The organism is Microbulbifer sp. 2205BS26-8 (assembly GCF_030731025.1).
GTDB lineage: Bacteria > Pseudomonadota > Gammaproteobacteria > Pseudomonadales > Cellvibrionaceae > Microbulbifer > Microbulbifer spongiae.
Map to the genome: position 1 here is coordinate 36,862 of NZ_JAVAMR010000010.1, position 20,088 is coordinate 56,949.

Sequence of the window (20,088 nt, forward strand, 5' to 3'; positions counted from 1 at the left end):
TTCAAAATCAGAGAAGCCATAAGGGGGTGATGTGGATCAATACCGGGTAAATTGGCATTATCCCACGACTATCTGGGTAGGGCCCGGCAGGGTGGCGGAGCTTGCCAGTGCCTGCACAGAACTTAGGGTAAAGCACCCACTGCTGGTAACCGACCCCACCCTCGCCGGGCTGCCCCTGATTGAGCGTGTACGCAATCTCTGTGTTGACAGAGGTTTGAACCTTGAAATTTTCTCAGCCATCAAGCCTAACCCCAACAGTGAAAATATTGATTGTGGTGTTGGGCTGCTGCGAAAAAAAAACTGTGATGGGGTGATAGCTTTTGGCGGTGGCTCTGCTATAGACGCCGGCAAGGCGATTGCCCTGATGGCCGGGCAGCGCCGACCGATTTGGGATTTCGAGGATGTTGGTGATAACTACAGGCGTGTAGATACGAATGGTATGCTGCCGGTGATGGCGGTACCCACAACTGCGGGGACCGGCTCGGAAGTGGGGCGGGTGGCGGTCATCACCGATGAAAAGGCACAGGTCAAACGCCTGATTTTTCACCCGCAACTCCTGCCCGATATTGTGATCCTGGATGCGGAGCTGACTCTGGGGCTACCGCCCGGGATCACCGCGGCCACGGGAATGGATGCACTGTCCCATCATCTCGAATCCTACTGTTCACCCATGTATCACCCCATGGCGGAGGGTATCGCTCTGGAGGGGATGCGCCTGATCAAGAAATATCTGCCAAGAGCCTATACAACCGGTACTGATCTGGCCGCGCGCCAGCAGATGCTGGTGGCTGCCAGTATGGGCGCTACCGCCTTCCAGCGCGGGCTGGGCGCGATCCATGCGCTGGCACATCCCCTTGGCGCCCTACATAACAAACACCATGGGTTGCTCAACGCGGTGTTGATGCCCTATGTACTGGTGGCCAATCGCCCGGCCATCGAGGCACCCATGGCGTGTCTGGCGCGCTATCTGCAACTTGCCGATGGGGCGCCGTATGGTAGTGGGTTTGAATCGGTGCTCACCTGGGTCCTCGGGCTGCGCAAACAGTTGGGGATTCCCCATAGCCTCGCTGATATCGGCATAGGTACCGCCAATGCCGATACAATAGCTCAGATGGCCGCTGTAGATCCCTCCGCCACCAGCAATCCCATATCGTTTGGTGCAGAGGAATATCGCGAAATTTTTCTGCGCGCCTGCGTGGGCACTGTCAAACTGTAAGAGTTTTCTCCTCTGCGTCGACAGAAGAGTATCGATCAACCGGACATATCATTAGGATTCGACTATGCGCGGTATCTTTGCCCTATTCATGCTTCTGGCTGCCACCCTTGGCAGCGCCCAGGAATCCTCCAATATCCGCACCGCCGTCTTTGCCGGCGGCTGCTTCTGGTGTATGGAACCACCCTACGACAAGGTGAATGGTGTGCTTGAAACCACCTCCGGCTACAGTGGGGGGCATGTGAAGAACCCAACCTACGACCAAGTCTCTGCGGGGGGTACCGGTCACGCCGAGGCGATACAGATAACATACGATGCCAATAAAGTCAGTTATTCCGATTTGCTCAGGATCTTTTGGCATAATATTGATCCTTTCGATGCCGGTGGCCAGTTCTGTGACCGGGGAGGTCAGTACCGCAGTGAGATCTTTTACAGTAATGAGCAGGAAAAGGAGCTGGCGGAAGCGAGCAAGAAAAAAGTGGAAGCGGAGTTGGGTAAGAAAGTGGTGACCCAGATACAGCCCGTCAGCACCTTTTATCCCGCTGAGGCCTACCACCAGAACTACTACCAGCGCAACCCTCTGCGCTATAAATATTACCGCTTTCGCTGTGGACGGGATCAGCGTTTGAAGGCGGTTTGGGGGTAACGCGCAGACTGGTTATGGCTGTTTGGTCCGGTATGCCTGAATTGATTTGCCGCCCTTGAGAAATCTGTGCAACTGTGCGTGATGATGTGCCTTTTGGGGTTGTCCCCTGGCCTGTTGCGGGTCTCAGAGAGTAATCCGGCAATTTGCCGGGCTCCCGGGTGGCTTGTGTGCTAGCAGAGAGGAGATTGCTTCTCTCTGGTCTTGATGCCGATAGTGGGCTTGCCGGCTTTGATGCTCTTCTGTTGCCTGGTGGGAGGGGGAGCTTTTCTTCCGATCCGGGAATACTTATCCTTCGCATGCTCTTTTGCCGGAAGTGAAGAACCCATGACCCTGAGTGCACTGATTGTCGCCGGTATTTTTTTACTGGTCCTTTTTTCCCTGATTTTTACCCGTATCCGCCCCTCTCAGGTGTTCGCTTCGGCTGCTGTTGTCTGTTTTCTGACCGGCTTGGTGCCCGCGGAATCGGTGCTGCAAAAAGCGGTCAACCCCGGTCTGGTCACCCTGGTTGTGCTTCTTCTTACCTCCTTGGGGCTGGAGAAAGCCCGCTGGCTGCGCAGTATCTCGGATGGATTGATTGGCGGTTCACTGAGAGGCAGTTTGCTTAAGTTGACCAGCGCAACCGCTCTCAGTTCTGCGTTCTTAAATAACACTGCTGTAGTTGCCGCACTGGCTTCCAGTGTCAAAGCGCAGAGGCGCCACCCACCCGCTAAGTTGCTATTGCCACTCTCCTATGCGGCAATACTCGGCGGCACACTGACACTGATTGGGACCTCCACCAACCTGATTGTGAACAGCTTTGTGCTGGACCGGGGAATGCCCGCGCTGGATTTTTTCGCGTTCCTGCCCATAGGTGCCTGTGCAACCGTCGTTGGACTTGGCGTATTACTGGTTGCCAATCGCTTGCTGCCCGAAGGCCCGGTCGATGAGGAGACTTTTGCACAGTACCTGTTGGAGGCCGAAGTGGCCGCCAACTCTCCCCTGGATGGCCGCAGTGTCGAGCAAAACAAGTTGCGACGGTTGGAGGCACTCTACCTGATTGAGATAGTACGCGGTGGACAGACGATCAGCCCGGTGGCTCCTACCGAGGTATTGCGCAACGGTGACAAGCTGATCTTCAGCGGGGATATACGGGACCTCGAACGCCTGAAGGATATCGAGGGCCTGCGCTTGTTCGCGTTTGAGGACGAAGCGCTGCACCTGGATTTGACCGAGGTGGTGCTTACCCCGAGTTCCACTATTATCGGTGAGTCATTGAAGAGTTGTCAGTTTCGCACACGATTCGATGCTGCGGTGGTGGCCATGCGCCGCGGTGGTGACCGCATTTCCGGAAAGCTCGGTGAGATTCCGCTTCAGGCAGGTGATGCACTGCTTCTGGCGGTGGGGCAGGATTTCAAACATCACCGCAATATTGATAAAAACTTCTATGTAATCAGTGGCTCACAGGTGCAGAGGCAGTTGTCTTGGCGGGATAGCTGGCTGCTCGGGGCAGGCTTTGCGGTGGTGGTAGCCGGTGCGGCTGTGGGGGTGTTTTCCCTGCTGAAAGGACTTGTGGTGTTACTTGGCTGCATGATTGGTCTGAATATAGTCTCCACCTCCGAATTACAGCGCCGATTTCCATTCCAGATCTGGATTATTATTGCCAGCGCCCTGGTACTGGCCGAGGCTTTTTCCGCGAGTGGTTTGGCGGATACCCTGGCATCGGGTATGCGTGCTACCCTCGAGGATGCAGGCCCCTCAGTGGGTTTGATCGCTATCTTTCTATTGACACTGCTGTTGACAGAGTTGATGACCAATAATGCTGCCGCAGCTTTGGTTTTTCCGTTGGCATGGGGCCTTGCAGAGAGCTTTGGCGTTAGTTGGATGCCCTTTGTAATGGCGGTGGCCTATGGTGCGAGTGCCAGTTTTTTAACGCCATTTGGCTATCAGACCCATTTGATCGTGCAAAACCTCGGCGGTTACCATTTGCGGGATTTTATGCGCTGCGGATTGCCTTTGACAATCATCTATAGTCTGACGGTATTAACGCTTTTGCCTCTGGTCTTCCCCTTCTACTCCTGAGATATTTTTCATGCGCCAGTGTGGGATTCACACGCTGGCTGTACTGGCAATCTGCATAGATGCAATACACGTAGGGCAGTCTTTTATTGAAACCTATTTTCTTTTTAGTGCTTTCTATCGCTGAAAGCGATTGCGCAGCCTGTTGCTTTTTCTCTGCCAGTTGTGCGGCTTTTGTTTGACAGCGAAGTCGAGCTCTCCGTTCCTCCCACTAGCTGTCCATAGGATGCCGCATAATTTCACTACGGGGATAGTTTAAATTACAGGGTACACGCCAGTCAGTAGTCGATAGTGCCCATTGCCGGTGTTGTACCCGCTTGGATAACTTTTTTTGCAGGAATAATCGGAATATTGATAGATAACTGTGCAAGGTAATTTGGGAGGCTCAAAAGTTAGGCAAAAATTTTTTATTTTGCAGAAATTTCCTTATGGCAAGATGATTTTAGAAAGAACAGTTTTTAGCAATTTGTTATTAAAGTGTTCTGGCTGCCAGTGTAATGATCCGTTAAAGTGGAATCTCTTCACACGGCGCTAACATGTACGCCGCGTGGGTTGGAGCATGGCCAGGGAGTTTGACTGGCGTGTAAGACAATATAGAGAACTAACAGGGTAGTTATATGAAAGAAAATAATAGGCGCTGGCTAACCATCTGTGGCGCTCCATCACTGCTGGCAATAGCCATTGCCGCATTGTCAAGCCCCGCTGTTGCACAGGAAACCCTTCTGGAGGAAGTCATTACCATCGGTACCCGTGTGGAAGGGCGCTCCGCCACAGATTCCGCCGCGCCCATTGATATCGTAACCGGTGAGGCGTTTGTCAATCAGGGGGATGGGGATCTCAACAACCTGCTGCGCAATATTGTGCCCTCTTACAATGTCAATACAAAGCCCATTTCGGATGCGGCTTCCATTGTGCGCCCGGCCAACCTGCGCGGCTTGCCGCCGGACAGTACCCTGGTACTGGTGAACGGTAAGCGCCGCCACCGCGCCGCTGTCATTTCCTTCCTTGGCAGCGGTGTCTCCGATGGCGCTCAGGGACCGGATATCTCCGCTATCCCCGCTATTGCCCTGAAGCAGGTTGAGGTGTTGCGCGATGGCGCCGCCGCCCAGTACGGCTCTGATGCGATTGCCGGAGTGATCAACTTCCAATTGAAGGATGCGGCCGAAGGTGGTGCTGTAGAAATGAAGCATGCAACTACTGCTGATCGGGATGGCGATCAGAACATGATAGCTGCGAATATTGGTTTGCCATTGACCAGCGCCGGCTTTGTGAATGTCAGTATGGAATATCGCGAGCAGGATGCCACCAGTCGCAGTGTGCAGCGCGATGACGCAGCGCAGCTGATTGAGAATGGTAATAGTTTTGTTGCCAGTCCGGCCCAAATCTGGGGCCAGCCGGAAGTGGATGATGATACCAAGTTCTTTGTCAACAGTGCCATTGAACTGAACGATGCCGTTGAGCTTTATGCCTTTGGCAACTATGCCAGCCGCTCTATAGACGGGGGTTTTTATTTCCGTAACCCTGAAACGCGCGAAGGGGTTTTTGCTACCAAGGTTCTGCGAGATGAAGATGGGGATGGGGTTCCTGAAGAAATACTCGTACCTTTAATAGGGGATCTTGATGCGAGTAATGGCATCGACGATTGCGAGGGCTTCACTGTTGCAGAGGCGCACGATAGTGATGAGTGCTTCTCCTTTACCGAAATGTTCCCCGGTGGCTTTACCCCCCGTTTTGGCGGAGATCTGGAGGATTACGCCCTGGTATTTGGCGTGCGCGGAGAACTTGCGAATGGTATCGGCTACGATGTCAGTGCCAGCAGGGGGCATAACCAGGTAGATTTTACTATCTATAACACCGTGAATGCGACATTGGGGCCGGATTCTCCCACTGCATTCAGCCCCGGTGGCTACGTTCAAAACGAAACCAATTTGAATATCGATTTGACCAAGGCTACGGAAATTGCCGCGAGAACACTCTACATGGCCGCTGGTTTGGAGTGGCGCGAGGAAGAGTTTAAAGTGAGGATGGGGGATGAGGCCTCCTGGGCAGTCGGTCCTTTGACCGAGCAGGATTTCCTGATCGGCTCCAACGGTTTCTCCGGCTTCGGGCCGGAAGTGGTCGGTACCTTCGACCGGGACAATATCGCACTGTACTCCGACTTCGAGTTGCAGGCCAGCGATAACCTGCGTCTCGGCGCCGCCCTGCGCTGGGAGGATTTCTCCGATTTTGGTGATACTTCCAATATCAAATTGTCAGGGCACTATGTTGTCAGTGATGTGCTGGCACTGCGCTCTACCATCAGTACCGGTTTCCGTGCGCCGACCCCCGGCCAGTCCAATATCACCAATGTCACGACGGCGTTTACGGATGGCAAGCTGGCAAATCGCGGCACTATTCCTCCGACAAATCCGATCGCAGTGCTCAAAGGGGGCAGGCAGCTTCAGCCGGAGGAGTCTTTGAGTATTGCCCTGGGAGCGATCGTTTCAGCAGGTGATTGGGACGTGACCCTCGATTTTTTCCAGATTGCGGTTACCGATCGCATTACACAGTCCGCCAATCAGGAACTCAGTGACGAAGAGCGTGCGCAATTGGTGGCCGATGGCATTAGCGGTGCCGACTCTCTGTCATTTTTCCGTTTTTATACCAATGATTTTGATACCAAAACCCGCGGTATCGATCTGGTGGCCACTTATCCGCTGGGAGATGCCACCGATTTGGGTTTCGCTGTGAACTGGACGGATACCGAGGTGACGGATTTCCGTCCAGAAACCATGGATGCCATGCGTCTCAGGCAGTTGGAAGACGGCCTGCCAAACCTTCGGGGCAATGCAACCCTTACCCATGCTGGAGACGGCTGGCGGGGCCTGGTCCGCCTGAATTACTATGGTAGCTATTGGGAGGCACACCTGGATGATTACAGCCTGCCCATTGATGCTGGAGATGAGTGGACGCTGGATGTTGAGGCGGCCTATGATTTCTCGGAGTCCCTGTCTTTGATTGCCGGTGCCGAGAATCTGTTGAACAATTATCCCGACAAAAATCCCTGGGCGGGTGTAGCCGGTGCCGAGTATCCGGAAACCGCTCCCATGGGCTTTAACGGCGCACTCTATTACGTGCGCGCACAATGGGATTTCTAAGGCCAGGTACCAGCCTCCCGGTAAACTGCTCTGGCGGACCCAGTCTGGGTCCGCCAGGTTGCCGGGGCAAAGGGCTGGCTATGGTAATACTAGCAATCAAACCGGACGGGGGATACCCGTTTGATTGCCACCTTTAATACAGTCCGCGCAAACGGGCGGGAATACATTTCTTTCAAGAAATCACACCGCCTCCGGGCCGGTGGCGAAAATTTTTTATGCCGCTTATTCGGCAGCTTACATATCCCATAGGGAGTTGGTGGCCATGGAGAGTGTGATGCGTTCCTTGTCCTGTATTTGCTTTAGATCCTCAAAGACTTCCTTCACCTCCATGGATTCTATCGCACCGTAGACGGCTTCGTAGAGACCGGAGAAATAGCGGTCCACTTCCCGCCCCATATTGTTGATTTCCCTGATGGTGGGGGGATCGCTCAAGGGCAGATGGCGAATAAAGTCCTGTGCACTCTCTTCATGGGTGTATTGCAGCCAGGTCTGCATGACTTTTTGCTGCGCTACTGTGCCATAGTTGGAGAGGTTTCTCGCCATACGCTGTTCGTGTTCCAGCATATGTTTCAATAGAAGCCCCGTTCGGTAGTCCTCTGATTTATTCAGCAGATCCTCGTAGAGCCTCGCCATATCCAGATGGAACTTTTCTGCGTCTTTTATAATCTCGAATGCCTGCTTGAAGGTTTTCATAAGCTTGCCCTTTGCTTGCTGGTGGCTTTTTATTGGGCAGGAAAAACAGGTCGTGTGCTTTTGCAGCCATACCCTTATGTATCGTTATAGTGCATTTATCCAGTTGATCAAGAGTTGTGGGAATACGCCAAACAGCAGCAGGGCTGCGGTTAGTACGACCAGTAACCACTGGCCGGATATTGCGATTTGTACGCTGCCGTTGGAGTCCGCGGAGAGCGTGGGATCGCGCTGTACCATGGTTAACAGCAGTCTCAGATAGTAGAAAAGCCCCAGGGCACTGCCGATCACAACCCCTGCCAGAAGTACCCACATCTGTCCCTCTACACCCGCGGTAAAGATATAGAATTTGCCGATAAAGCCGATGGTCAGAGGGATACCTGCCAGGGACAGTAACATGGCTGCGAGGCAGCTGGCCAGCCAGGGTGAGCGCCACAGCAGCCCCTGGTAAAAATCCCTCTGGTAGGGATTGAAGTCATCGGACGGTGGATTTTCCGGATACTCCCCTTTGAGAATCCTGTCTTCGACGGAATCCGCCACCAGGCCAATTACGGCAAAAGCCCCCAGTGTGGTGATGATATAGGCCACCAGATAATAGATAACGGCTTCGGTTCCGAAGGTGCTCTTGCCGATGATAAATGCCACCACCAGATAGCCGATATGTGCGATAGAGGAGTAGGCCAGGAGGCGCTTGATATTGGTCTGCATCAGCGCCAAGAGGTTGCCGACCAGCATGCTTGCGATGGCCATGATGGAAAGCAGGTTGATCAATACGGGACTTCCGTAGAGGTCCAGAGTGGTAAAGAAGCGCAGCAGGAATCCGATCACTGCACCTTTGCTCACAGTGGCAATAAGGGCAGTTGTCGGTGTCGGAGCACCCTGGTAGACATCGGGCGTCCAGATATGAAATGGCACCAGCGATAGTTTAAAAGCGACCGAGATTAAAAGCAGGGTAATTCCTGTGGCAAACAGGGCGGAGGTCTGTGCGAGTTCCGGCATAAGAGCGGCAATACCGCTGAAATCCAGCGCGCCGCTCGCGCTGTAGACCAGGGCAATACCAAACAGGCCGAGCGCTGTGGAAATAGCGGATAACAGCAGGTACTTGATCGCGGATTCCAGAGACTGTGCCTGCTCCCTGCCGGGAGATATATCACCGGTGACCGCGAAGCCCAGCATGGGGTACAGTGCCAGGCTGATCAGTTCGAGTCCCAGAAAGAAGGTGGCGAAATGGCTGGCGCAAACGAGTGTGGTTGCGCCCAGCATCGCCAGTAGCAGGAGTACGTAGAACTCTTCCGGATAACTGACAGGGTTTGCCTTCGGATTGCAGCGCTGGCGCAGGTAGCTATAGCCCATGATACTGACAGCCACTGCCGTCAGTAACAGCAATAGACAGAAAAACAGGGCGGTGTGGTCTACCAGCAGTAACCCGGTAGCCTGGACAGAACTGGCTCCGCCAGAGAGTGTAGCGTCAACCCAGAAACAGGAACCAATTGCGGACAGCAGGGTGATTAAAGTCGTTGCCAGTGCACCCCCGTGCCCGCGCCAAAAGGAAACCTGCAGTAGGAGAATGACAATGCCCGCACTCAGTATCAGTAGTGGCAGTATTGCGAAAAGTTCCTGCGCGCTCATGGAGATTCACTCTCTATTGGATGTGACTTTGCCCAAGTCTGTTCCTGGGAAATAAAGCGGGTGCCGATACCCCGATCTTCGGCATACTGCGCCCTGGCAGCTTCAATATATGATAGGGAACGGGCAACGGTGGGGCTGGCAATATCAAATACCGGTTGTGGGCGCAGGCCCAGCAGCACCAGCAACGCAGCGAGAGAGAGCAGGGCACAGGATTCCCGCAAATTCAGGTCCGCTGTAAGGGTCTGTTGAGAAAGTTTGTGGAGTCGCTGGTGCAGTCCGCCAAAAAACACCCTCTGCATCATGATGAGCGCGTACAGGGCGGCACCAACCAGACCTGTGGCGGCGAGGGCGGTAATCCAGTGATTGCTGCGAAAACTGCCCACCAACACCGTGAATTCGGCGATAAAATTCCCCAGTCCGGGGAGGCCCAGGGAGGCGACTGCGAAGAACAGCGCGATAGCGGACAGTTTGGGCAAAATAGACCAGACTCCGCCCAACTGCGCCATATCGCGGGTATGTAACCGGTGTTGCATGGCACCCACCAGGGCAAACAGGGCAGCGGTGCTGAGTCCGTGGGCGATCATCTGCATCACGGCCCCCTGTATGGCAATCGTATTCAGCGCATAGAGCCCGAGCAGAACAAACCCCATATGGCTGACACTGGAATAGGCCACCAGCCGTTTCATATCACGTTGTGCAAAGGCGAGCATAGCGCCGTAGATCACACTAACGGCACCAATGGTCATCGCCACCGGCGCAAATGCCACAGAGCTCTCGGGAAACAGAGGCAGGTTAAACCGCAAAAGGCCATAAGCACCGGTTTTCAGCAGAATAGCCGCCAGCAGGATACTGCCGGCCGTTGGCGCCTGGGTGTGGGCATCGGGCAGCCAGGGGTGGAACGGAAGCGCGGGTAACTTGACGATAAATGCCACGAAAAAGCCCAGCATCAACCAGTAGGCGGTCGCGGGTGCCAATTGGGCGCCGAGCAGGTCATTGTAATTGAAGGTCAGTTGCCCGGAATTACGGTAGTGGAGGTAAGCCAGTGCCACGATGGCGATAAGCATCAGCAGACTGCTGGCCTGGGTAAAAATAAAGAATTTGATGGCGGCGTAGAGGCGCTGTTCATAACCCCAGACTGCGATGAGAAAAAGCATGGGAATCAGCATTATTTCCCAAAAGAAAAAAAACAGGAAGAGGTCCATTGCCGTGAATACACCGACCACACCGGCGAGGGTCCACAGATAATTAAAATAGAAAAAGCCGCGGCGAAAACGCATATCGTTCCAGGTCATGACCAGTCCGAAAATCCCCATCGCCATAGTCAGAGCCAGCATCAGGAAACCCAAACCATCAATCGCCAGGTGAAAGCTGATTCCAAATCTGGGAATCCAGTTGATCTGCACACTATCCCACCAGGGGCCATTCCCGACCACTTGCGCCGCATCTGGAGAGGGCCAGTAACTGGCGAGTAGCAGACTGGCCAGCAGCAGACTGAGAAGGGCAATCCAGTGCCCGCCCCGCTGTAGATAACGCTCTGAAAGCCAGGCCAGTATGCCGCCAGCGAACAACAGGATAATGATTGCCATTAGTGTCATAGGGCCACCAAAAGTGCCAGAAATAGAATCGATCCCGCAGCAAAGGTTGCCAGGTACCAGCGCACCTGGCCGTTTTGTGAGGCGCTTAGTAGCATATTCAACTGTCGACTGAACGCGGCAGTACCTTTGTACAGCGCGTCGATAATATCGTTGTGATTCAGGCGCGAGAGCGTGTTAAATGGCCTTACCAGCAGGTGGTCGTAGAGCCAGTCGAAACCCCAGCCGCTGAACCAGAATTGCGTAACCCGGGAGCGCTGCTCGCCGGTCTTTTTTTCGCGCCGGAAGAGCTGCCAGGCTACGACCAGGCCAATCAGTGGCATGGCAATGGCCACACCTTCGACCCATGCCGCGGGATGCTTCTCTACGATAGTGCCGAATACTGCCTGGAGAGGCGGTGTCAAGAGTCCACCCAGCAGCGCGAGTGTTGCAAGAATGGCCAAAGGTATTGTCATTACCGGCGTGTTGGCATCTTTACACTGTATAGAGGCGGTCCCCTCAGTGCCGGCAAATACCAGAAAGAGTACGCGAAAAGTGTAGATACCAGTTATCAGGGCGCCGAGGACCCCCGCGAACCAAAGGCTGTTAAACCCCTCGTGAAATTCCCAGGCGCGCAGTAATATTTGGTCCTTACTGTAAAATCCGGAAGTCAAGGGCAGGGCTGCCAGGCAGGCGCAGCCGATGGTAAAGCAGAGACACGTAAAGGGAATTTTCCGGTAAAGGCCGCCCATGGAGAAAATATTTTGCTCGTGGTGCAGGCTCAGAATAACCGACCCGGCGGAGAGGAAAAGCAGTGCCTTGAAAAAGGCGTGGGTCATCAGGTGGAATATGGCCCCGGACCAGGCGCCCACACCCAGGGCTAGAAACATATAACCAATCTGGCTGATGGTAGAGTAGGCCAGCACCCGTTTGATATCACTCTGGGCAATGGCGCTGAATCCGGCAAGAAGCAGCGTGAGAGCGCCGACAGTGGCCACTGCGGTCATCGCCGTTTCAGAGAGTATATACAGTGGGTGCATACGGGCTATCAGATAGACACCTGCAGTGACCATGGTGGCCGCATGGATCAAAGCACTCACCGGGGTTGGGCCGGCCATGGCATCGGGCAGCCAGGTCTGCAGTGGCAGTTGTGCCGATTTGCCCACTGCGCCGCCGAGAAGCAGCAGAGTGGCAATCGTAATCATTTCCCGGTTTGCACCAGGGTCGTCCGCTGCTGTGATCAGCTGCGGGATATTGAGGGTCGAGAACTCATAAAACAGCAGGAACAGGCCAATGGCCATGGCGGTATCGCCGATACGGGTGACAATAAAAGCTTTGCACGCGGCGGTGCCGTTGACAGGGTCTTTGTACCAGAAGCCGATCAGCAGATAGCTGCAAAGTCCTACGCCTTCCCAGCCCAGGTAAAGCAGTACCAGATTATCGGCCATCACCAGAATCAGCATGGCAAAGATGAACAGGTTCAGGTAGGCAAAATAACGGCGGAAATCCGGATCCTTGCGCATGTACCCGGCAGAGTAGAGATGAATCAGAAAACCCACGCCGGTAACGATCATCATCATTACCAGAGCCAGCCAGTCTACATGGAAGTTGATGCCGAGTTGAAGATCCCCCAGCTGCATCCACTGCCAGAGGGCAATATTGACCACAGCGGAGGGGGTCTGCCAAAAAACAGCGGCTGTTGCAACTGCAGTGCATATTGCCGCAATGCCGACACTGCCCACCCCGATCAGCGCGATCACGCTCTCCGGAGGTTCGCGGCGATAAAACAACGGGATACCTACCAGTATCAGAAAGCCAATCAGCGGTAGAAGTGGCACCCAGGCCAAAAGCCCCTGCATATTACCCTCTCAGGTCGTTCAGTTGATCGATATCGACGGTGTGTTTGCGGTGGTAGAACTGCAGTACCAGAGCGAGGGCTATGGCGACTTCTGCTGCCGCCAGTGTCACTACAAAAATGAACATCACCTGGCCATCGGCATTGCCCCAGTGGGCACCGGCAACGACGAACATCAGGGCCGCAGCATTGGTACAGATCTCGACACACATCAGCATAAAAATGACATTGCGCCGCATCATCAGCCCGGCCAAGCCCAGGCAAAAGAGTATCGAGGCCAAAAGGACTCCAGCCTCCAGTCCAGGTGCCGTCTCAATTGGCATTGCCGGATCTCCCTGTTTCTGGTTTTCGATGCCGGGCCAGGTGAAAGGCACCGACCAGTCCTGCCAGCAGCAGCATTGAAGCCAGCTCCACGGCGAGGACATAGTGACTGAAGAGGGCGATCCCCACTTGCTTGGGGCCTATATAGTGGAAAGTCTGATCTGCAGAGAACGGAGCACTGCTGATTAATAAAATCAGCTGAATCAGCAATAGCGCGGATAGCAGGGCCGGTCCAATCCAGGTATTGGGCTGCAGCCAGGCCCGTTCCTGGGCCACGGTGGAATCTCCCTGGTTGAGCATCATGATGACAAATATGATCAGCACCATAATGGCACCGGCATAGATAATGACTTCCAAAGCTGCAGCCAGGGGGGCGCCATACTGGTAAAAAATAACAGCCACGGCCAGCAGGGAAGTGACCAGATACAAAAGTGCATGTACGGCGTTGCGGTGAAAAATCACCATCGCGGTAGAAAGTACCGCTACTGCCGCGGTGAGATAGAATAGGTAATTCACGAAAACCCTCCCACTGTAATGAACATCAGCTGGTATTTTTCACCCCAAAATGAAAATCGTTATTTTTTCCAGGGTTTGATGCCGTATTATAAATTGAGGCCCTTTATGTCCACTGGCTCGGCTTCATTTTGTGCCTCGCCTTTCTCTTTACCGCTGATTGCCTTGCCCGCTACCTGATAAAAACTGTAATCGTGATATTTCCCCGGGCCGTTGATCAACAGGTCTTCTTTTTCGTACACCATATTTTGCCGGTCGTATTCACACATCTCGAAATCCGGTGTCAACTGGATTGCATAGGTGGGACAGGCGTCTTCACACAGGCCGCACATGATGCAGCGCGAAAAATTGATACGAAAATAGGCCGGCCGCCAGCGCCCGTCCGGGTCTTCAGTTTTTTGTAGGGAGATGCAGTCCGGTGGGCAGGCCACGGCGCAGAGGTTGCAGGCCACGCAGCGTTCATCTCCGTCGGGGTCCCGGGTCAAGATGATCCGCCCGCGATAGCGTGGGGCCAGATAGGGCTTTTGGTCTGGATATTGTACTGTGACATTGCGCCGAAACAGGTGCTTGAATACCAGCCACAGGCTGCGTACTTGGCTCGCGATCATCTTGTTCCTCCCGCCGGTTTTTCCTGGGGTTGGCTGGTGCCTAGGCGATCCATAATAGTATCCCTGCGGTGACGAGCAGATTAATCAGTGAAAAGGGCAGCATGACTTTCCAGCCGAACTTCATGAGCTGATCGTAGCGGGGGCGAGGCAGGGAAGCGCGCAGTAAGATAAACAGGGCCACCAAAAACGCGGTCTTCAGGCAAAACCAGACAATGGGAGGCAACCAGGGCCCGTGCCAGCCGCCCAGAAACAGCGTGGTGATCAGTGCTGAGATCAGGATGACGGCGAGATATTCACCCACAAAAAACATGCCGAATTTCATGCCGGAATACTCGGTGTGAAATCCGGCGGTAAGCTCGTGTTCCGCCTCGGGAAGATCAAACGGCGTGCGCCGGCTCTCTGCGATTCCGGCGATAAAAAATACAATAAACCCAAGGAACTGGGGCAGGATAAACCAGTAGTCCGCCTGGGCGTCGACAATATCCCGCAGGTTGAAGCTGCCGGACAGCATCACGACACCCATCAGGCTCAGTCCCATAAACACTTCATAGGAGACTGTCTGGGCGGCGGCGCGCAAGCCGCCGAGCAGGGCGTATTTGTTATTGGAGGCATAGCCACCGAGAATAATGCTGTACACGGCAATGGAACTCATGGCGAGCACAAACAGTAAACCAATATTGAGATCTGTCACGCCGATACTGGGGGACATGGGTACGACCGCAAAGGCGATCAGCATGGTGGCCATCACCACGGTGGGTGCCAGTACAAACACCGGAATATCTGCAAAGCGTGGGATGAAGTCCTCTTTGAAAAAGAGTTTGATCATATCGGCGACGACCTGCAGGGTACCGGAGGGGCCTACCCGATTGGGGCCGGGTCTGTCTTGCCAGAATCCCAGCAGGCGCCGTTCCCCCCAGGTAAGTATGGCCGCCAGCAGTACTGTGACGATCAGGACACCGAAGATATTCAGCAATGTGATCCAGAGTGGTGTGCTCATCGGTCTTTCAGTCCTCAATGCCGGTGGATGTTGCAGCCGGGCGCAGGGAAGCGTATGCGGGTAGTATGGGGGTCAGGGTTTCGAGGCCCGGAAACCCAAAAGGTACGCCCACGCTGCCCGCCGGCATTGCGGGTGCTGAGCGCGCCTCAGCTCGATAGGTGCCGCAGCTGGTCACCAGTTCGATCGGTTGCCCGTCGTGGATACCGGGTATTTTTGCCGCTGCCAGATTAATGAGCACAAAGGGCGATTCAATCGCTTCGGAAATACACATCGACTGGTTGCTGAGTTCCCCGGAGCCAAACAACCGGTAGACCGGCTGCATTTGTACGGGGTTGGGGATGTCCGGTAATTCCCGTGTTGCTGTTCCCATTGCAGGCGCAATCCATTCGGGCATCGGGTGTTCCGGCCGTTTGATGGCCAGGCCGGAAGGTCCCCCCTTGCGTTCACCGCCGATCTGCTCCTGAAATTTATTGATGGCTTGATTGGAATTCCAGCCCGGGGACCAGATATTGGCCTGGAGCAGTGTTCTGTCAGGATTGTGTATGCCCTCCATGCTGAAACTCATGGGAGCATCCGGGTCCTGGAGGGGAGGCCCTTCCGAGACATGTTCTTGTGCATGCACAGCTGTGCGGCCACTGTAACGAACACCCTGGCGGGCGACTTTCAGCCCATCGATACGGTAGTTTTCATCCGGCCCCAGTACACTGAGGACTTCTAAGGCGCTGAACTCCCTGGCGATGGCTTCACTGAGGTCGGTACTGTGCTTCCAACAGGCGATTTGCGACAGTGTCTCGGATTTTTCCGTACAGAATGCCGCCGCATCTACCAGCCAGCGCCAGCTTTCCTGTATAAAGCCTTTGCCTTCATAAATTGCGTAAAAGCGCTGGGCCAGCCCGTTGCTGTTGACAAATGTCCCCTGGGATTCCGCCGTAGCGGCTGCGGGAAAAATCCAGTCTGCGCGCCTGGACGTGGAGTGGAACAGCGTGTCTAGGACTACGACTTCATCAATGTGCTCAAACAAGTCTGCAAGGGATTTTCTATCCAGGCGTCTGTAGAGGTCATTCTCCAATACAATCAGGGTAGTGGGCACTTCATTCCGACCCTCTTCCCTGAGCGTTTGCAACAGTTGCTCAAGATAACCGCTTTCCCCGCTAAAAAACTGGGTGTGCCCCAGACTGTTGGCTTCATCACAGGCCAGGTACAGCATAACGGGCGCTGCTTTTTGTTCGCTCAGGGTAGTGGCGATTTGCGCTGTGGCACGCAATATCTCAGTGTTCCTGCTGGAGGTTCCCGAGACAATCAGTGGATTTTTGGCTTTGCGGAGTATTTCTGCGGTGTGTACAGCGATTTCCCGCTGGTGTGGTTCCAGCCCGGCCGGTATGTTTTCCGGGTTGGAAAGCAGGGGGGGGAGGGCCCGGGCAAACTGTACGACTTTTTCCGCTGGCATAAACAGAGCGGTGGAGGCTATGTCCTCTAGATCCGTGAGCTCTGTTCCGGCAAAAATAATCGGGCTGTGGTCCCCTTCCAGCTGTCGGACAGAAGCATCCTGCCAGAGGGGAATTTTGAGCGACTGTGCCTGTTGTTTTTGGCGATTGCGGGCAGCTTGTCGTATTGCCAGGGAGATGCGCGGTGCCGTGTTATAGATATCTTCAGCAACAATTAACACTGCGTCGGCGGCCTCAATCTCCGGAGTGCTCGGGCACAGGACCCGGTTGTCACTCTGGATACTATTGACCAGATGAAGTAGCGCCTGATCTCTTTGATTGAGACCGGAGAAGAAATTTTCCCGACCCACCAGCTGCCGCAGGGCGAAATTATTTTCCAGGGAGCTGCGCGGCGAGCCGATGCCGAGGATGTGTCTCCTGTTGCCTTGAGCTTGCGATATACGTTGTGCCAAATGCAGGAGCGCTTTTTGTGGGGCGACTTCCCTGTGCAGCTGATGGTCATTTTCTGCCGTGGAGCTGATAACCGCTTCGTGCCGGGCTGAGAACACTTTCTCAATACGTGTCGCGCTGTTGATGTATTCATAGCCGAAGCGACCGCGATCGCAGAGGAAATAGCCATTGATATCCCGGTGATAGAGGTTGATCACCCTGCGCAGAATCGGCTCGTGTCCGTTGCCGGGTTCCCGTGCACCCGGAGCGGTATTACAGCCCACTGCGCAGTGTTCGCAAATCGAGGGTGCGGTCTGCAGGTCCCATTTGCGCACAAAGTGCGCACTGAAGGTTTTATCGGTAAAGACCCCGGTGGGGCAGACTTCTACCAGGTTCCCACTAAAGCCATTTTCCAGCCGCCCCTCTTCCCTGCGCCCGAAATACACCTGATGATTCCTGCCAAGTGCCTGAAGATCTGTCCCGCCGGCATAGTCTTCGTAGAACCGCACACAGCGATAGCAGGTAATACAACGGTTCATTTCGTGGTTAATAAAGGGCCCCAGATACTGGTTGCGATGGGTGCGCTTGGTGCCGCGGTAACGTCGCATCGTGTGCCCGGACATTTCTGTCATGTCCTGCAGATGGCACTCGCCGCCCTCTTCACAGACGGGGCAGTCGTGCGGGTGGTTGATCATCAGGTTTTCGATAATGCTACCGCGAAACGTTTCTGCGGCGTCGGCGCCGATACTGTAAATGGCGCCGTCGCGGATGGGGGTCATACAGCTCATGATCAGGCGGCCACCCTGATCCTCTTTGTCCTTGTATTCGATCATCGCGCACTGTCGGCAGGCACCGACGGAGCCCATTGCAGGATGCCAGCAAAAATAGGGAATATTGAGACCCAGAGACAGACAGGTGCTGAGCAGGTTCTGTTCTCCATCGACCTGATATTTCTCGCCGTCAATCGTAATGGTTGGCATTGTCAGTCCGTTATTGTTGTATCACCCGGGTTTTGGTCAACGCTACCGGTAGGGGCAGCGGTGTTGTTTTATATGGTTGAAGAAATCCTGTTCAAAACGTACCAGGGCACTTTGTAATGGTTCCGCGGCTCCGGGCGCGAGGGCACAGAAAGTATTACCGGGGCCTATGCGTTGGCACTGTTCGCGCAGCAGATCGAGGTCCTCGGAACGCCCTTCGCCCGCTTCGATACGCTGCAATATTTTTACAATCCAGGGCAGCCCGTCGCGGCAGGGGGTGCACCAGCCACAGGATTCACGGGCGAAAAACTGGCAGAGGTTCAGCACCAGTCCCACCGGGCAGGTCTGGTTGTCGAGCACAATAATGGTGCCGGTACCCATACGGCTGCCTGCCCTGCCGATCACGTCGTAATCCATCCGCAGGTCCAGGTGCTCGGGACCGAGAAAATCCGTGGAACCGCCGCCCGGCAGAAGGCCCTTCAGCCGCAGACCGTCGTGCATGCCGCCGGCATGCTGTTCGATGATTTCCCGGATAGGCGTACCCATGGGTAACTCCCAGGTACCCGGATTCTTGACATTGCCGCTCACACCAAACAGCTTGCTGCCGGCATCCTCTCCGCGCCCGAGCCCCCGGTACCATTCAACCCCGAATTCCACCAGGTGGGGAATATTGCAAAATGTCTCTACGTTGTTGACCACGGTGGGCTTCCCCCAAAGCCCACTGACCTGGGGGAAGGGCGGCTTTGCCCTGGGAATCGCGCGTCGGCCTTCCAGTGCGTTCAGCAGAGCGGTTTCCTCGCCACAGATATAATTCCCGGCGCTGCGATGTACGAAAATTTCCAGGCTGAAGCCGCTGGCGCTGATATCGGTACGGAGAAACCCCTGCGTTTTTGCCTCCTCAATGGCATGTTCCAGGCGCTCTGCGGCCAGGTGATATTCACCCCGGATAAAAATGTAACCGATGGAAGCGCCGATGGCGTAGGCGGCAATAGCCATACCCTCAAGCAGGAGATGGGGATCGCGCTCCATCAGCAACCGGTCTTTGAAGGTACCCGGTTCCATTTCGTCAGCGTTGCAGACAATAAACTTCTGTTCGGGCGCATCTGCTCCGCGGGGAACAAAACTCCACTTGAGGCCGGTATTGAATCCCGCACCACCGCGCCCGCGCAGGCCACCGTCTTTGACCAGGTCAATAATCTTGTCCGGCGCCATGGTGTGGGCTTTGCGCCAGCCCTCATAGCCCCCGTTGCCCAGGTAGCGCTTGAGATCGGCGGCGACATTCTGATCGGTGACATTTTTAGTCAAGGGATTGATCAGCATGGTATTTCTTCTTTTTTTTGATCAGATTCTCTATGGCAGCTTCATCGAGATTCCGGAACATCTCTTCACCGAGCATTAACACCGGGGCCTTGTCGCAGTCTCCCAGACAGGGGGCTTCCAGCAGGGTGAAGATGCCGTCTGCAGAGGTTTGCCCAGGCTCGATTTTCAAACGCTCGTAAATGTGTTGTTGCAGGCGGTCACAGCCCTTAATCCAGCAGCTGGCACTTTTGCACAGGTAGATGACCTCCTTGCCCACGGGCTGGCGAAAGATCAGCTGGAAATAGGTGGCCACAGATTCCAGTTGTGCTGCGGGAACATCCAGGTAGGCGGAGATCGCCTGTAGGGTGCCATCGGAAATCCAGCCGCGATATTTCTGGACGATTCTGAGTGCTTCCAGTCCCACAGCAGACTTGTTCTCGTAGTGAGAAGCTTCGCGATCGATTTCCGCTTTTTCCTCGGCTGTGAGGTCGCCGGGCATGTTTTCTGGGTTCGCGCTGCTGTGCTCCATTACTTCAATCACTTCCGGTTCTAGTAAGCTGGACATATATGCTTCCTCGGCCGACTTCGGGGAGGCATATGTGAAGTGGCTGTGCCGCTGAAATTCACTGTGGCTGGGGCATAAAGCTCTCTCCTGTGCACTGGTCTCCTCCATTGTGATGGCGGCCTGGGCCGCGCACTTCTC

15 protein-coding genes are annotated in these 20,088 nt (G+C 54.7%); 4 read left to right on the forward strand and 11 right to left on the reverse strand.

The features are described 5' to 3' along the window. The first annotated feature begins 31 nt into the window (after positions 1-31). The 4 genes from Q5Y71_RS05365 (at position 32) to Q5Y71_RS05380 (ending at position 7,051) form a co-directional block, all read left to right on the forward strand. Entirely contained in the window at positions 32-1,216 is a 1,185-nt protein-coding gene (locus Q5Y71_RS05365; protein ID WP_306040691.1) for an iron-containing alcohol dehydrogenase, read from the forward strand. A 64-nt stretch (positions 1,217-1,280) separates the two neighbouring features. Beyond that, complete coding sequence (gene msrA, locus Q5Y71_RS05370) at positions 1,281-1,859, forward strand: peptide-methionine (S)-S-oxide reductase MsrA (protein ID WP_306040693.1); 579 nt, start codon at positions 1,281-1,283, stop codon at positions 1,857-1,859. 324 nt (positions 1,860-2,183) lie between these two features. Beyond that, positions 2,184-3,917, forward strand: coding sequence for an SLC13 family permease (locus tag Q5Y71_RS05375; RefSeq protein ID WP_306040694.1), 1,734 nt, complete (start codon positions 2,184-2,186; stop codon positions 3,915-3,917). Positions 3,918-4,531: 614 nt separating this feature from the next. After that, positions 4,532-7,051 carry a TonB-dependent siderophore receptor gene (locus tag Q5Y71_RS05380; protein WP_306040696.1) on the forward strand — a complete coding sequence of 840 codons (2,520 nt, stop codon included), beginning with the start codon at positions 4,532-4,534 and terminating at the stop codon, positions 7,049-7,051. A gap of 234 nt (positions 7,052-7,285) precedes the next feature. Here Q5Y71_RS05380 and Q5Y71_RS05385 read toward each other — a convergent pair whose 3' ends face one another. The 11 genes from Q5Y71_RS05385 to nuoE all read right to left on the reverse strand — a co-directional run bounded on the left by Q5Y71_RS05385 (position 7,286) and on the right by nuoE (position 19,950). Further along, positions 7,286-7,744 carry a hypothetical protein gene (locus Q5Y71_RS05385; RefSeq protein ID WP_306040697.1) on the reverse strand — a complete coding sequence of 153 codons (459 nt, stop codon included), beginning with the start codon at positions 7,742-7,744 and terminating at the stop codon, positions 7,286-7,288. Between the two features lie 84 nt (positions 7,745-7,828). After that, complete coding sequence (locus Q5Y71_RS05390) at positions 7,829-9,370, reverse strand: NADH-quinone oxidoreductase subunit N (RefSeq protein ID WP_306040698.1); 1,542 nt, start codon at positions 9,368-9,370, stop codon at positions 7,829-7,831. After that, positions 9,367-10,965: a NuoM family protein gene (locus Q5Y71_RS05395; RefSeq protein WP_306040700.1), complete on the reverse strand. Its 1,599-nt coding sequence runs from the start codon at positions 10,963-10,965 to the stop codon at positions 9,367-9,369. Before Q5Y71_RS05395 ends, Q5Y71_RS05390 begins: the two co-directional genes overlap by 4 nt. After that, complete coding sequence (nuoL, locus tag Q5Y71_RS05400; protein WP_306040702.1) at positions 10,962-12,800, reverse strand: NADH-quinone oxidoreductase subunit L; 1,839 nt, start codon at positions 12,798-12,800, stop codon at positions 10,962-10,964. The genes Q5Y71_RS05395 and nuoL overlap by 4 nt, the downstream gene beginning before the upstream one ends. 1 nt (position 12,801) lies before the next feature. Next, entirely contained in the window at positions 12,802-13,119 is a 318-nt protein-coding gene (gene nuoK, locus Q5Y71_RS05405) for an NADH-quinone oxidoreductase subunit NuoK (protein WP_301414615.1), read from the reverse strand. Further along, the gene (gene nuoJ, locus Q5Y71_RS05410; RefSeq protein ID WP_306040704.1) at positions 13,109-13,633 is read right to left on the reverse strand and encodes an NADH-quinone oxidoreductase subunit J; all 525 of its coding nucleotides are present in this window, start codon (positions 13,631-13,633) and stop codon (positions 13,109-13,111) included. The genes nuoK and nuoJ overlap by 11 nt, the downstream gene beginning before the upstream one ends. 86 nt (positions 13,634-13,719) lie before the next feature. Continuing rightward, positions 13,720-14,238 carry an NADH-quinone oxidoreductase subunit NuoI gene (gene nuoI / locus Q5Y71_RS05415; protein WP_301414611.1) on the reverse strand — a complete coding sequence of 173 codons (519 nt, stop codon included), beginning with the start codon at positions 14,236-14,238 and terminating at the stop codon, positions 13,720-13,722. A gap of 40 nt (positions 14,239-14,278) precedes the next feature. Next, positions 14,279-15,235 (reverse strand): NADH-quinone oxidoreductase subunit NuoH, encoded by a 957-nt coding sequence (gene nuoH / locus Q5Y71_RS05420; protein ID WP_306040705.1) that lies wholly within the window; start codon positions 15,233-15,235, stop codon positions 14,279-14,281. Between the two features lie 7 nt (positions 15,236-15,242). Next, entirely contained in the window at positions 15,243-18,089 is a 2,847-nt protein-coding gene (gene nuoG, locus Q5Y71_RS05425) for an NADH-quinone oxidoreductase subunit NuoG (RefSeq protein WP_306040706.1), read from the reverse strand. Positions 18,090-18,131: 42 nt separating this feature from the next. Further along, on the reverse strand, positions 18,132-19,406 hold the full coding sequence (gene nuoF, locus Q5Y71_RS05430; RefSeq protein WP_306040707.1) for an NADH-quinone oxidoreductase subunit NuoF: 1,275 nt from the start codon (positions 19,404-19,406) through the stop codon (positions 18,132-18,134). After that, complete coding sequence (nuoE, locus tag Q5Y71_RS05435) at positions 19,384-19,950, reverse strand: NADH-quinone oxidoreductase subunit NuoE (protein WP_306040708.1); 567 nt, start codon at positions 19,948-19,950, stop codon at positions 19,384-19,386. Before nuoE ends, nuoF begins: the two co-directional genes overlap by 23 nt. Positions 19,951-20,088: the final 138 nt, after the last annotated feature.

What these genes read in the sequence shown, in the direction of transcription:
- msrA (WP_306040693.1), top strand. Translation starts at nt 1,281, where the DNA reads ATGCGCGGTATCTTTGCCCTATTCATGCTTCTGGCTGCCACCCTTGGC.
- Q5Y71_RS05375 (WP_306040694.1), top strand. Translation starts at nt 2,184, where the DNA reads ATGACCCTGAGTGCACTGATTGTCGCCGGTATTTTTTTACTGGTCCTT.
- Q5Y71_RS05380 (WP_306040696.1), top strand. Translation starts at nt 4,532, where the DNA reads ATGAAAGAAAATAATAGGCGCTGGCTAACCATCTGTGGCGCTCCATCA.
- Q5Y71_RS05385 (WP_306040697.1), bottom strand. Translation starts at nt 7,744, where the DNA reads ATGAAAACCTTCAAGCAGGCATTCGAGATTATAAAAGACGCAGAAAAG.
- Q5Y71_RS05390 (WP_306040698.1), bottom strand. Translation starts at nt 9,370, where the DNA reads ATGAGCGCGCAGGAACTTTTCGCAATACTGCCACTACTGATACTGAGT.
- Q5Y71_RS05395 (WP_306040700.1), bottom strand. Translation starts at nt 10,965, where the DNA reads ATGACACTAATGGCAATCATTATCCTGTTGTTCGCTGGCGGCATACTG.
- nuoL (WP_306040702.1), bottom strand. Translation starts at nt 12,800, where the DNA reads ATGCAGGGGCTTTTGGCCTGGGTGCCACTTCTACCGCTGATTGGCTTT.
- nuoK (WP_301414615.1), bottom strand. Translation starts at nt 13,119, where the DNA reads ATGCCAATTGAGACGGCACCTGGACTGGAGGCTGGAGTCCTTTTGGCC.
- nuoI (WP_301414611.1), bottom strand. Translation starts at nt 14,238, where the DNA reads ATGATCGCGAGCCAAGTACGCAGCCTGTGGCTGGTATTCAAGCACCTG.
- nuoH (WP_306040705.1), bottom strand. Translation starts at nt 15,235, where the DNA reads ATGAGCACACCACTCTGGATCACATTGCTGAATATCTTCGGTGTCCTG.
- nuoG (WP_306040706.1), bottom strand. Translation starts at nt 18,089, where the DNA reads ATGCCAACCATTACGATTGACGGCGAGAAATATCAGGTCGATGGAGAA.
- nuoF (WP_306040707.1), bottom strand. Translation starts at nt 19,406, where the DNA reads ATGCTGATCAATCCCTTGACTAAAAATGTCACCGATCAGAATGTCGCC.
- nuoE (WP_306040708.1), bottom strand. Translation starts at nt 19,950, where the DNA reads ATGTCCAGCTTACTAGAACCGGAAGTGATTGAAGTAATGGAGCACAGC.